Origin of the sequence: Candidatus Symbiopectobacterium sp. 'North America', from assembly GCF_015762685.1 — a bacterium.
Taxonomy (GTDB): domain Bacteria; phylum Pseudomonadota; class Gammaproteobacteria; order Enterobacterales; family Enterobacteriaceae; genus Symbiopectobacterium.
Window position 1 is genome coordinate 1 of record NZ_PEHF01000043.1, and the last position, 13,024, is coordinate 13,024.

12 protein-coding genes and 2 pseudogenes are annotated in these 13,024 nt (G+C 49.2%); 6 read left to right on the plus strand and 8 right to left on the minus strand.

The features are described 5' to 3' along the window. Positions 1 to 84 precede the first annotated feature (84 nt). Positions 85 to 1,527 (minus strand): pyruvate kinase, encoded by a 1,443-nt coding sequence (gene pyk, locus CS369_RS09820; RefSeq protein WP_196906939.1) that lies wholly within the window; start codon positions 1,525 to 1,527, stop codon positions 85 to 87. A gap of 285 nt (positions 1,528 to 1,812) precedes the next feature. Further along, complete coding sequence (locus CS369_RS09825; RefSeq protein ID WP_196906940.1) at positions 1,813 to 2,691, minus strand: MurR/RpiR family transcriptional regulator; 879 nt, start codon at positions 2,689 to 2,691, stop codon at positions 1,813 to 1,815. 365 nt (positions 2,692 to 3,056) lie between these two features. On the opposite strand from CS369_RS09825, the gene zwf reads away from it, so the two are divergent. Both zwf and CS369_RS09835 read left to right on the plus strand, forming a co-directional pair. Then, positions 3,057 to 4,532 carry a glucose-6-phosphate dehydrogenase gene (gene zwf / locus CS369_RS09830; RefSeq protein WP_196906941.1) on the plus strand — a complete coding sequence of 492 codons (1,476 nt, stop codon included), beginning with the start codon at positions 3,057 to 3,059 and terminating at the stop codon, positions 4,530 to 4,532. 181 nt (positions 4,533 to 4,713) lie between these two features. Next, positions 4,714 to 5,357 (plus strand): annotated as a pseudogene (locus CS369_RS09835) (bifunctional 4-hydroxy-2-oxoglutarate aldolase/2-dehydro-3-deoxy-phosphogluconate aldolase). A gap of 54 nt (positions 5,358 to 5,411) precedes the next feature. On the opposite strand, the pseudogene purT reads toward CS369_RS09835, so the two are convergent. Beyond that, positions 5,412 to 6,591, minus strand: a pseudogene (gene purT / locus CS369_RS09840) (formate-dependent phosphoribosylglycinamide formyltransferase). 170 nt (positions 6,592 to 6,761) lie between these two features. Between purT and CS369_RS09845 the strand changes: the two are divergent. Then, positions 6,762 to 8,795, plus strand: a complete 2,034-nt coding sequence (locus CS369_RS09845) for a S9 family peptidase (RefSeq protein WP_196906942.1) — start codon at positions 6,762 to 6,764, stop codon at positions 8,793 to 8,795. A gap of 283 nt (positions 8,796 to 9,078) precedes the next feature. Here CS369_RS09845 and CS369_RS09850 read toward each other — a convergent pair whose 3' ends face one another. After that, a complete protein-coding gene (locus CS369_RS09850; RefSeq protein ID WP_196906943.1) occupies positions 9,079 to 9,309 on the minus strand; it encodes a DNA polymerase III subunit theta in 231 nt (76 codons plus the stop codon). Positions 9,310 to 9,673: 364 nt separating this feature from the next. On the opposite strand from CS369_RS09850, the gene ftnA reads away from it, so the two are divergent. Beyond that, entirely contained in the window at positions 9,674 to 10,180 is a 507-nt protein-coding gene (gene ftnA / locus CS369_RS09855) for a non-heme ferritin (RefSeq protein ID WP_196906944.1), read from the plus strand. Positions 10,181 to 10,225: 45 nt separating this feature from the next. Here ftnA and CS369_RS09860 read toward each other — a convergent pair whose 3' ends face one another. The 3 genes from CS369_RS09860 to CS369_RS23475 are packed head-to-tail and all read right to left on the minus strand — an operon-like array spanning position 10,226 to position 11,457. Further along, a complete protein-coding gene (locus tag CS369_RS09860; RefSeq protein WP_196906945.1) occupies positions 10,226 to 10,405 on the minus strand; it encodes a DUF2158 domain-containing protein in 180 nt (59 codons plus the stop codon). A 26-nt stretch (positions 10,406 to 10,431) separates the two neighbouring features. Further along, the gene (locus tag CS369_RS09865; protein ID WP_244664921.1) at positions 10,432 to 11,139 is read right to left on the minus strand and encodes a hypothetical protein; all 708 of its coding nucleotides are present in this window, start codon (positions 11,137 to 11,139) and stop codon (positions 10,432 to 10,434) included. A gap of 36 nt (positions 11,140 to 11,175) precedes the next feature. Beyond that, positions 11,176 to 11,457 carry a hypothetical protein gene (locus tag CS369_RS23475; protein ID WP_244664922.1) on the minus strand — a complete coding sequence of 94 codons (282 nt, stop codon included), beginning with the start codon at positions 11,455 to 11,457 and terminating at the stop codon, positions 11,176 to 11,178. 211 nt (positions 11,458 to 11,668) lie between these two features. On the opposite strand from CS369_RS23475, the gene CS369_RS09870 reads away from it, so the two are divergent. Further along, entirely contained in the window at positions 11,669 to 12,019 is a 351-nt protein-coding gene (locus CS369_RS09870) for an ankyrin repeat domain-containing protein (protein WP_196906946.1), read from the plus strand. Between the two features lie 231 nt (positions 12,020 to 12,250). Then, on the plus strand, positions 12,251 to 12,631 hold the full coding sequence (locus CS369_RS09875; RefSeq protein WP_196906947.1) for a DUF4354 family protein: 381 nt from the start codon (positions 12,251 to 12,253) through the stop codon (positions 12,629 to 12,631). Between the two features lie 110 nt (positions 12,632 to 12,741). On the opposite strand, the gene CS369_RS09880 is transcribed toward CS369_RS09875, so the two are convergent. After that, positions 12,742 to 12,987, minus strand: a complete 246-nt coding sequence (locus CS369_RS09880; protein ID WP_196906948.1) for a hypothetical protein — start codon at positions 12,985 to 12,987, stop codon at positions 12,742 to 12,744. Positions 12,988 to 13,024: the final 37 nt, after the last annotated feature.

Here is a 13,024-nt window from a genome sequence, read left to right on the forward strand (position 1 = left end):
ATTTAAGCAAGCCCAACATCAATCGAAAATCAGTGTTGCAAAAACGGGGGTGACCATAGATTTTATTATTTGCGTAGAAAAAGATTATTCGACGCGCAGGATGCGGCAGGTGTTGGTGGTGCCTACCGTACTCATGACGTTGCCTTGAGTGACGATAACCAGATCCCCAGACACCAGGAAACCTTTGTCACGTAAACGAATAACCGCATCGTTAGCCGCGGCAACACCGTCGGTGTAACTGTCAAAATGTACCGGTGTAACACCACGGTAAAGCGCCGTGAGATTCAAGGTGTGCTCATGGCGAGACATGGCGAAAATGGGCAAACCGGAACTGATACGAGACATCATCAGCGCGGTACGGCCAGACTCGGTCATGGCAATAATGGCGGTAATGCCTTTCAGGTGATTCGCGGCATACATCGTGGACATGGCAATCGATTCTTCGATGTTATCGAACTGCACATCCAGACGGTGTTTGGAGACATTAATGCTCGGGATTTTTTCCGCGCCGAGACACACACTGGCCATCGCTGCGACGGTCTCTGCCGGGTACTGGCCGGCAGCGGTTTCTGCTGACAGCATTACGGCATCGGTGCCATCCAACACGGCGTTGGCGACATCCATGACTTCGGCACGAGTCGGCATTGGGTTGGTGATCATGGACTCCATCATCTGGGTCGCAGTGATCACTGCACGGTTCAATTGACGTGCACGACGGATCAGTTTCTTCTGAATACCGACCAGTTCCGGGTCACCAATTTCAACCCCCAGATCGCCACGTGCCACCATTACCACGTCGGAGGCCAGAATGATGTCATCCATGGCTTCGTCTGTCGCAACTGCTTCCGCACGTTCTACCTTGGAAACGATCTTCGCTTGGCTGCCGGCATCGCGTGCCAGTCGACGTGCGTAATTGAGGTCTTCGCCGCAGCGAGGGAAAGATACCGCCAGATAATCGACGCCAATTTTGGCCGCTGTAATGATATCGGCTTTATCTTTCTCGGTTAAGGCTTCGGCAGACAGACCGCCACCGAGCTTGTTAATCCCTTTATTATTGGACAGAGGGCCGCCAACGGTCACTTCGGTAAACACCTTCATGCCGTCTACACGCAATACTTTTAACTGTACGCGTCCATCGTCAAGCAACAAGATGTCACCTGGCACCACATCGGCTGGCAAGCCTTTGTAGTCGATGCCCACTTTTTCTTTATCGCCTTCACCTTTGCCCAGGTTGGCGTCCAGCAGGAATTTGTCGCCAACGTTCAGGAAGACTTTGCCTTCCTTGAAGGTTGAAACGCGAATTTTTGGCCCCTGGAGGTCGCCCAGAATTGCCACATGGAGGCCCAATTTTGCTGCGATTTCCCGCACTTTGTCCGCACGCAGTTGATGATCTTCAGGCGTACCGTGCGAAAAATTCAGGCGGACTACGTTAGCGCCTGCGGCAATGACCTTTTCCAGATTATTGTCGCGGTCGGTAGCTGGCCCCAGCGTAGTGACGATTTTGGTTCTTTTGAGCCGTTTGGACATGTATAACTCCGTTGACTTGTGAAGCAATACTGAAGTGAGTAGTGCCGAACCGCGCTCTCGCATCAGATAAAACGCAAACACGGCCCGCATCCGTGGTTAAGTTCGGGTGGCTGTACCGGGCAATGGTCATGTATAGCAGCCATTATTCCTTAAGGATAGCCAACCCTTCCCCTTGTTATGGTTATCGTGTCGGGTAAATCGTTAAATACAAACGCATTGTGCTAACAAAAATAATACGTTAATAAAACACATGTTTATATAAACATAAAATTATAAAAAAAGGGCTTAGTGCTCGTTACCGTAGGAACCCCCAAAACGGTCGCTTTTGTCAAAGCGCGACTCCCGTAAGGCTTCCTTGACGCGCTTAAGGTTATCCCTGAATTTGGCACCGCGACGCAGTGTAAAGCCGGTCGCCAATACGTCAATCAGCGTTAACTGCGCGATACGGGACACCATGGGCATATAAACATCCGTATCTTCCGGCACATCGACGCGCAGCGTCAAAGACGCCTCATGGGCGAGGGGGCTGGCGTCTGACGTGATGGTGATAACCGTTGCATCGTTTTCCCGCGCTAACTGGGCCATTTCAACCAGACTTTTGGTCCTGCCGGTATGGGAGATAAGCACCACAACGTCCCCATCGCTGGAGTTCATGCAACTCATGCGATGCATAACAATGTCATCAAAGTAAACGACAGGAATATTAAAGCGGAAGAATTTATTCATCGCATCGTGCGCCACGGCGGCAGAAGCACCAAAGCCGAAAAATGAAATTTTCTTGGCCTGTGTCAGCAGATCGACAGCACGATTGACCGCGGTGATGTCCAGATTCGATTTGGTGTGCTCCAGGCCTGCCATGGTGGATTCAAAAATTTTACTGGTATAGGAATCGACGCTGTCATCTTCATCGGCGTTACGGTTAACATACGGCGTGCCATTGGCAATACTTTGCGCCAGATGAAGTTTGAAATCGGGAAAGCCTTTGGTTTCCAAAAGGCGGCAGAAACGGTTGACGGTAGGCTCACTGACCTCCGCCATGCCAGCCAGTGTGGCAATACTGGAGTGGATAACGGTATGTGGTGCCGCCAAAATAACCTCTGCCACTTTTCGTTCTGATTTGCTGAGGAGCTCAAGGTGGCTCAGAATTTTGTCCAGTATGTTCATATAATGAGACCATGTGCGGTTTTATCGATTTCAACCAGAGGGAAACCGATGCAGAATTCATGGGAATATACTACGCCCTATGTCGGGTTGGCAGGGAAAACTGCGTAAGGCTGCGCATTTTTTCTGAGAGCATGACGAGTGTCTAACTTTCAAAAAAGTAACCGACTGTCAGAAAAGACAGAAAATTTCTCTTTTGGAGGAACGCCTAAACCGTTTCAGTCATTCATACAGTGGATTTTTTTCATCATTACGTGATGCACATTATGAAACTTAATGGCATTTATTGACGGGTTTACGGGTCCTAGTCAAAAAGACTACATTATTGCTGTAATAAAATTACAGCATCCTGCAACGAGGAGATGAACATGGCGGTAACTTCAACAGCCCAGGCGTGTGATCTGGTTATTTTCGGTGCGAAAGGCGATTTGGCGCGCCGAAAATTGCTGCCGTCTCTGTATCAATTGGAAAAAGCCGGTCACATTCACCCGGACACGCGCATCATCGGCGTGGGACGAGCAGAGTGGGATAAGGAAAAATATGTCAGCGTAGTCCGCGAAGCATTAGACACCTTCATGAAGGTGTCTATCGATGACGGACTGTGGCAAACGCTGAGTGGTCGGCTGAATTTTTGCAATCTCGATGTACAGGATACTGCCGGTTTCAAACGTCTGAGCAAAATGCTCGATCAAAAGAACCGTACCACCATCAACTATTTCGCCATGCCGCCCAGCACTTTCGGCGCAATTTGTCGCGGGTTGGGCGAAGCGGGGCTTAACAAGTCGCCGTCGCGCGTGGTGATGGAAAAACCGTTGGGTTCGGATCTGGCTTCTTCTCGCGAGATCAACAACCAGGTAGCCGAATATTTCGACGAGTGTCAGGTGTACCGCATCGACCATTATCTGGGCAAAGAGACGGTACTCAACTTGCTGGCACTGCGTTTTGCCAACTCACTGTTCTCTGCCAACTGGGATCACCGCACCATCGATCATGTGCAGATCACCGTCGCTGAAGAAGTCGGCATTGAAGGGCGTTGGGGCTATTTCGACCAGGCTGGACAGATGCGCGACATGATCCAGAACCATCTGTTGCAGATCCTGACCATGATCGCCATGTCTCCGCCGTCGGATCTGAGCACCGACCGGATTCGTGACGAAAAAGTGAAGGTGTTGCGTTCACTGCGCCGCATCGCTCGTTCCAATGTGCATGAAACCACGGTGCGTGGCCAATATACCGGCGGCTTTGTTCAGGGCCATAAAGTGCCGGGCTATCTGGAAGAAGAGGGCGCCAACAAAAGCAGCAACACCGAGACGTTTGTTGCGATCCGCGTGGACATTGACGACTGGCGTTGGGCGGGTGTGCCGTTCTATCTGCGCACCGGCAAGCGTTTGCCAACCAAGTGTTCGGAAGTGGTTGTGTATTTCAAAAACCCGGCGTTGAACCTGTTCCACGATTCTTACCAGCAACTGCCGCAGAATAAATTGATCATCCGCTTGCAGCTCGATGAAGGCGTTGAAATTCAAATTTTGAACAAAATTCCCGGGCTGGAACATAAACACCGTCTGCAAACCGTCAAGCTGGACTTGAGCTTCTCGGAAACCTTTAATCAGCAGCATTTGGCCGATGCCTACGAACGTCTGTTGCTGGAAACCATGCGCGGTATTCAGGCCCTGTTCGTGCGTCGTGATGAGACGGAAGAGGCCTGGAAATGGGTGGACTCCATCATGGAAGCCTGGGCGATGGACAACGATACGCCGAAACCGTATCAGGCTGGCACCTGGGGGCCGGTGGCCTCTATCGCCATGATCACACGGGATGGCCGTTCCTGGAACGAAGTGGAGTAAGTGATTGGCGCTTCTGCCGTGCGTGGCTACGTGCGGCAGTGCCCGGTAATCGATTGAATTTTTGTTTGTAATGTTTGGCTAAAACTCGGTGCGGTCGGACGTCTGCTTTTGGCAGATCCCTGTGGCAGGGGCGTGCTATATGACTAATGATGCCTCCGGGCATGACAGGAGATGATGACGAATGAAAAACTGGAAAACGAGCGCAGAGCAAATTTTGACCACGGGTCCTGTGGTTCCAGTAATTGTAGTGAACAAACTGGAGCACGCAGTACCGATAGCGAAAGCCCTGGTAGCGGGTGGCGTTCGCGTTCTGGAAGTCACGTTGCGTACCGACTGCGCAGTAGACGCGATCCGTGCCATTGCCAAAGAAGTACCTGACGCGATCGTCGGTGCTGGCACAGTAACCAATCCGCAGCAGTTGGCGGATGTGGTTGCTGTTGGCGCACAGTTCGCCATCAGCCCCGGCTTGACAGAGCCGTTGCTGAAAGCTGCCGTGGAAGGCCCGATTGCGTTGATTCCGGGTATCAGCACCGTTTCTGAACTGATGCTGGGTATGGACTACGGTTTGCGTGAGTTCAAATTCTTCCCGGCAGAAGCGAACGGCGGCGTAAAAGCGCTGCAAGCGATTGCAGGTCCGTTCTCCTCCAGATCCGTTTCTGCCCGACTGGCGGTATCTCACTGAAAAACTACCGCGACTATCTGGCACTGAAAAGCGTGCTGTGCGTGGGCGGCTCCTGGCTGGTGCCGAACGATGCGCTGGAAAGCGGCGATTACGCACGCATTACCGAACTGGTGCGCGAAGCGGTTGCAGGCGCTACAGCCTAAAACGCGGTTACTACAAAAAAGCCACGCATTGCGTGGCTTTTTTTGGGGAGGCGGTTATCCGGTTACTTTTACTGCACTGGCGACTGAGACTGCCAACCTTACTGCATCATCGATATTATCCGCCACGGCCAGCGCCACGTCCATTCGGCGCTTACCTTCTATATTCGGTTTGGCGAACAGCCGAATTTGCGTACCGGGGCGCAGAGTATGTTCTAATCCACTGTAGCTGACGTTATCGCTCACCAACTCAGGCAAGATAACGGAAGAAGCGGCAGGTCCATATTGACGTACTGCACCGACAGGCAAACCTAAAAAAGCGCGTACGTGAAGGGCAAACTCGGAAAGATCTTGCGAGATCAGCGTGACCATGCCGGTATCATGCGGGCGCGGTGATACTTCGCTGAAGATGACCTCATCGCCGCACACAAACAGCTCTACGCCAAACAGGCCATAACCCCCCAGTGCACTGAACACATCGCGGGCGATCTGCTGCGCACGCGCCAGAGCCAGTTCGCTCATCTGCTGAGGCTGCCATGACTCGCGATAGTCGCCGTCCTCCTGACGGTGGCCGATGGGGGCGCAGAAGTGGATAACGTCACTGGCGCTGACCGTTAATAACTTGATTTCGAAATCAAAGTTGACCAGACCTTCCACGATGACCTTACCGCCGCCCGCACGTCCACCTTCTTGTGCATATTTCCAGGCATTATCCCGTTGTTCTTCACGACGGATCAAACTTTGTCCTTTACCTGATGAACTCATGACCGGCTTAACGATGCAGGGGTAACCGATTTCGGCAATTGGCCTGCTGAAACGCGTCTTCGCTGGCGGCAAAACGGTAGGACTAAGTGGGCAAATTCAGCGTTTCTGCTGCCAGACGACGAATGCCCTCGCGGTTCATGGTCAGCCGCGTGGCCTTGGCACAGGGCACCACATGGTGGCCTTCCTGCTCTAACGTCTCCAGCATGTCGGTGGCAATGGCTTCAATTTCCGGCACAATGTAATCGGGACGCTCAAGCTCGATAACGGCACGTAACGCTGCACCATCCAGCATGTTAATGACGTGGCTGCGGTGAACGATATGCATGGCGGGAGCATTGGCATAGCGATCGACACCAATCACCTCAACGCCCAGCTGTTGGCACTCTATCGCCACTTCTTTACCCAGTTCTCCGCAACCTAATAACATGACGCGTGTCGCGCCTGCGCGTAGAGCTGTTCCAACCGTTAACATTATGCTTTCCCGCTCTGTATTGACATGGCGCGCAGTATAAAGAAAAACGTTTGCGTACGCATCAGTGACGAGGATATCAGAGGCAACAAGCCATACACACAAACAGCACCGCTTGGCTTTCTCAGAGAATCGTGCCACGATTTTCTTTCCAGAAAACAGGATGGCACGCAATGAAAGCACCTCAGGCAGAAAAACGTCCGTACCCCCTCACGACCCACGGTGATACACGCATTGATAATTACTACTGGCTACGTGACGATGCGCGGGAAGATCCGGCCGTATTGTCGTATCTGCAAGCAGAAAACGCATATTGCGCTTCGCATATGCAACCCTGCGATGCGATGAAAGAAACGCTGTATCAGGAGATGGTAGCGAGGATCCCCGCGCAGGATGCGTCGGTGCCTTATGTTAAACGTGGCTATCGCTATCAGACACGCTACGAATCGGGTAAAGAATACGCGCGCTATTTGCGGCAGCCTGCATCGGAAACGAAACAGTGGCAACTGCTGCTGGATGAGAATGAGCGTGCCGCAGACAGTGAGTTCTATCATCTGGGTGCACTGTCCGTCAGTCCGGACAACCGATTGCTGGCGCTGGCAGAGGATAAAATTTCTCGCCGGCAGTATGACATCCGGTTTCGCAACCTCGAGAGCGGGGAGTGGTTACCGGACGTCATTGAACACGTCTCGGCAAACATGCAGTGGAATTCTGATGCCTCCGCGATTTACTACGTGCGTAAGCACCCGCAGACGTTGCTTCCCTATCAGGTATTCATGCACCGCCTCGGTGATGATGCTAGCCAGGATCGATTAGTCTATGAAGAGCATGATGATACCTATTATGTCAGTTTGGGTGAAACTACCTCTGAAGTGTATATCGCTATCTTTTTGAGCAGTACCACCAGTACGGAAGTTCGCTTGCTGGATGCGCACGACAGTGACGCCGTACCTCAGGTGTTTATTCCGCGCCGCAAAGATCATGAGTATGGCGTAGATCACTATCAGGGCGCGTTCTATCTGCGCTCGAACCGTGAGGGAAAAAACTTCGGCCTGTATCGCACTATCGACTGGGATGAGTCCGCGTTGGAAACGCTCATCGCGCCGCATAGCCGTCGCGTGCTGGAACGTTTTGAGCTGTTCCGCGATTGGCTGGTACTGGAAGAGCGGGAGAAGGGCTTAACCTCGCTGCGTCAGGTGCATTGGCAGACTGGTGCCGAAAAGAACATCAGCTTTAACGATCCCAGCTACGTTACCTGGCTCGCTTACAATCCGACGCCTGAAACGTCGTTGTTGCGTTTCGGCTATTCGTCCATGACCACGCCAACCTCGCTGTACGAGATTAATCTGGACAGCGGCGAACAGCGCCTGCTCAAACAGGCGGAGGTCAAACACTTCTCCCCCTCGGATTATTGCAGTGAACGCCTGTGGATTACCGTGCGCGATGGCGTCGAGGTACCTGTGTCGCTGGTGTATCGCCGTGACTGCTACCAGCCCGGTAATAATCCGTTACTGGTGTATGGCTACGGTGCCTACGGTAGCAGTATGGAGCCGGATTTTAGCGTGAGTCGCCTTAGCCTGCTCGACCGAGGGTTTGTGTTTGCGTTGACCCACATTCGCGGCGGCGGAGAGTTGGGGCAGCAATGGTATGACGACGGGCGCTTGCTCAATAAGATGCACTCCTTTACTGATTTTATTGATATCTCCCGCGCATTGGTGGCGCAGGGATATGGTAATGAAAAGCAGCTTTATGCCATGGGCGGCAGCGCCGGAGGCTTGTTGATGGGCGCGGTGGTTAACCTGGCCCCTGAACTGTTTAAAGGTGTGGTGGCGCAGGTGCCGTTTGTCGATGTGCTGACCACCATGCTTGATGAGTCAATTCCTTTGACGACAGGGGAGTATGATGAATGGGGGAATCCAGGTGAGGAACGTTATTATGACTACATCAAAAACTACAGCCCTTACGACAATGTCAGTGCTCAAGCCTACCCTCATCTGTTTATTACCACTGGGCTGCATGACTCGCAAGTTCAATATTGGGAACCCGCCAAATGGGTTGCCAAATTGCGTGAGCTGAAAACTGACGACAACCTGTTGCTGTTGTTAACCGATATGGACGCCGGGCACGGGGGAAAATCGGGACGATTCAAACAATACGAAGAGATTGCGCTAGAATACGCATTTTTGCTGATGGTCGAAGAGAAATAAGATACAGGGTAGCGACTGGAGTAATCCCGCTGAGTGCGTGATTACCCGTTCAGCGCACTAAGGCATCAACTCACCGTATCGGTTTGCTGAGCGCGTTTTGACCGTTTATCCGCCCGTTTTTCTGCTGCGGTTTTCAACGGTTTTTTCTTGCTGTTTTTTTTGCTGTCCATGCCTTTACTCATTTGATTTGCCTCTCTCGGTAAAAGGTGGTTTGCCTTACCATTAACCGCCTGTTGGGCATAACATGCAAGCGAAAAAAGTGCTTTGGACAGCAGATTTCAGGCTATTTTGCCTTGGGTTCGTAGGGGAGGCGAGAGAACTGCAACGAGCGCTGGCGGTAGAATGCGATGCGTTCACGAAAATAGTCACGCAGCTGCTCGGGCTGCTCTCTTTCAACGACTTCTGGAATGACCGGCATGTTGTACCGCTCCTTAAACGCCACGCCAGAGGCTGCGAGATCAACATTGACTTTATCCATCTCTTGCGCAGGAAGGTTAGCCAGATTATACGCCATTGTTCTTATCCTCAGGGCCGCCGGTGAGCGTGTATGATAGCATTTTTTTGCCTGGCGGACATACGCGGATACTGCTTCATGACCTGATACTAAAAAAGAATGATTATTCTTTAGCTTATTAAATCGAGGGAGCGGTTTTTATAAATATACTGCAGTCCGTTAAACTGAAATAAAAACCATTCTCAAATGGATGCGATAAATAACCATTTTATGAAATTTAAAATCGTTATCAATTATTTTAACTTGATGATTAGTAATTGATTATTTTTTTGTTAATTATTTTGATAATAAAATGTTTTTTATTTTTTAACAGCAAGGCATAATGGAAAAAATTGACTCACCTGCCAATCAGAGGGAATAAAAGATGCTTAAAAAAGAGATGATTCAACAATTAAACGATCAGCTAAACCTGGAATTCTATTCTGCTAATTTATACCTGCAAATGAGCGCATGGTGTGGCGATAAAGGGTTTGAAGGTGCGTCAGCATTCCTGAAAACACATTCTCAGGAAGAGATGGAGCATATGCAACGCCTCTTCAATTATCTGGATGATACCGGCAGCATGCCAGTTCTTGGGGCCATCGCCGCGCCGCCGGTCGATTTCGCATCTCTGGCTGACGTGTTTGAGCAAACCTATGAGTATGAACAATTAATTACGAGAAAAATCAATGAGCTGGCTCATGCGGCAATGACGCAGCAGGATTATTCAACGTTCAATTTCTTGCAATGGTATGTTGCTGAGCAACATGAAGAAGAGAAATTGTTTAAATCCATTCTCGACAAGTTGGCATTGGTGAGTACCGCGCAAGGGGGTCTGTTCTTTATCGATCAAGACCTAAAGAAAATGACGAGCGCACCGACTCAGCAGTAATGCTTTATTACATCCCCTTCAGGCCAAGCTTGAAGGGGATGTGTATTAACACACGCCGAAATTGCCTTCCTCGCGGTAAAACGAGACGCTATCAACGCTGATTTCTACTTCTTTCTCAATAGGATCGTCAATTCTCGCACAGTAAAGCCTATCGTCTTCTACACTAAGAACCCGCATGCGTGGCCCACCGGTTTTACTTTGAACGATATCTCCAGGTTTAAACATCGCAGCCACCTTTTGCCTGAGTCATACTACACATGGCGTTTACTCTTCGCTCCCCAAGCGCCTGCAAGGGTACTGATTACGGCACCGATCAGCAGTGCGAAAAAGGACCATAACGCCGCTTTTGCCGCTGCTTTAGACATCTGGTCCGCCTGTTCAATTGCCTGTTTTTTCCAGTCCTCATAACGCTGCTGAGCCAGCTGTATATTTTGTTGTGCTTCGCTAAGACGCTCGTTGACGTCTTTCACCATACGATCGCGAGTACTGATAATGTTTTCGACCGCCCGGTCTGCTTCAACGGGGGTCAGATCGGAATTTCGTGCTAACGCTCGCTTGATATCATCGCGATTAATACCAGCTGCAATCGTTTTACTCCGTTGCGCAAGTTTCTCGGTTAATTGGGCTGCAACCTGTTCACTCGGTTCAGTACCCACCGCCATGCGGCGCGCAGCCAGCATGATATCCTGTTTGGCACCTTGTAATTGCCGTTTGAGATAATCTGGTTGTAATGTCGAGATGCCGGATTTAACTAGCACATTTTCTACTTCACTCTGCAAGCCATCACTTGAAAGGTGCGTATCAAGCATTATCTCCTCAAACCAATTCTGCCCTGCATTCCCCACGCGAGAAAGTCCGTTGCCCAGAGCTTCGCCACCGCTGGAAATCATCGAACCTGTGGCAGATGTGATTGAACCTAGCGCACTTCCAGCTGTTTTTATTGAAGAACTCACCAGCATGGCACCCAATACTGAAGCAACCAATAACGCACTGGCTCAATTTAAAAAACCGTGAATCATGCCATCGTAACCCGCCAGTCGACCAGCGATAAACGATCTAGCGAATAAACTAATGACAATGGAGAACACGGTCCATAGGCCGACAGCCATACCCACGCCATTTACCGGATCGTCTGACTTCGGCTCGACCATTGTAAAACCTAAGCTGCTACCCAAGGTAGATAATAATATAGACACGGCCATAACCGTCACTACACCTGCAATGATACTGCCCCATGATATTGTTTTAATATCTTTCGCTTCATATGCAACGCTCATGTTTTCTCCAGCTTATTGATGACGTTTTATGGATAAATATCAACGAGTATAGGTGAAGGCTAATGAAGGCTAACGATTTGGATTGAAATATGAAATTTGAGCATAAGTAGACAAGTAATTACTGTTTAAATTAGCAGGTGATCACATATTGCGGCATTTGATATTATTCACATTCTATTTATGGATGAATGTAATCAATTTGGAATAAAGTATGAAATTAATTGTCTCCTTTGTAATGGCTATTTTATTTTCAGTATCAACCTTTGCGGCTACTTCAAACCTTGGCGATCTCATCTGGGAAGGGAAAAACAGCGAAGCAATTCAAATGATGAATAGAAACCTTGAGTTGGTTAACGTGCAAAATAGCATCGGTTACACCCCGTTGCATCTCTCCAGCATGGTGGGTAACAAAGAGATCGTGCTGTTTCTTGTTGATAAAGGCGTGAACGTTAATGCGATGGATGGGGAAGGGTATAGTCCTTTAGTCAGAGCTAAAGCCAATCGGCATCAGGATATCGTTGATATCCTGGTCAAGCATGGGGCAAAGGCAGTAAAGCCCTGAGTGTAGACAGGCGGCAACGCTAAGCCGCACCAGAGTGCGTTCGTAATAGTGGACCTGCGTGAGCGGGTTCTTTTTTTCTAAAAATCATAAGATTAGATTCTAAAATCTGTATTGTTCAAATAGTAAAACATCCCTTTAATAATGGTTTAGGTTAGCTGATGTACTATTTCAATAGGTTGTATCTTGTATATATACAGTAATCAAGACTAAAACCTACTGAAAGGAATGGATATGAAAGCTTCAATGATTGTTGCCACTTTGGCTCTGGCTGGCTTTAGTTTTGCTGCAAATGCATCGATGCCTGATAATATAGCGGTATATGCTACAGCACAATCTAACGGCTCAATCTCCGTTGGGAATAAACTTGCTTATACCAAAAGTTTCGACGTGACCGTGGTTAAGCTATTTGGTGATGACATCGATTTGTCTAAGCTGTGCTTAAAGGCGTATTCCCCTGATAATAAAATGTTCAGGCTTGATACAGTGGATGAGGAATTGACCGCCGGTATCTTGAAAGAAGGCAAGTCTGTCAAAGGCATTGCCATGTTTGCTTCTGAAAACGCTGCTGTGCTCGATGCGGCTGTTGTGAAAATAACTGATGATTGTAAATAATTCGCGATGACGATTGTGTAAGAATTCTACTTAACTAAACCACCACCCCATCTTGTTATTATAAGTGGGTGGTGGTTTTAACTAATATTTAAGTTTTAATGTGAGGGCCATTATAGCTTTTCACTTGTTTGCAAATTGATTATTGTTGATTTTTCTTTTACCGATAGCTTGTTATTCTTTAAGTCAATTTCCATTCCATCATTCAAACTGGTAATTTTTTCTAAAATTGTCGTGATATTATTGTTGTTTAATTTTAAATGAGTAATGGTTTGTGGTAAGTAGTCAGGAATGCAAGTCAATTCATTACTGCTTGATTGAAGGTTGTCAAGGTGTAAGCACACCGGTTTTAGTTCCACGCACTTTTTGAGATTTCCGGGTTTTCAGCCATCAGCC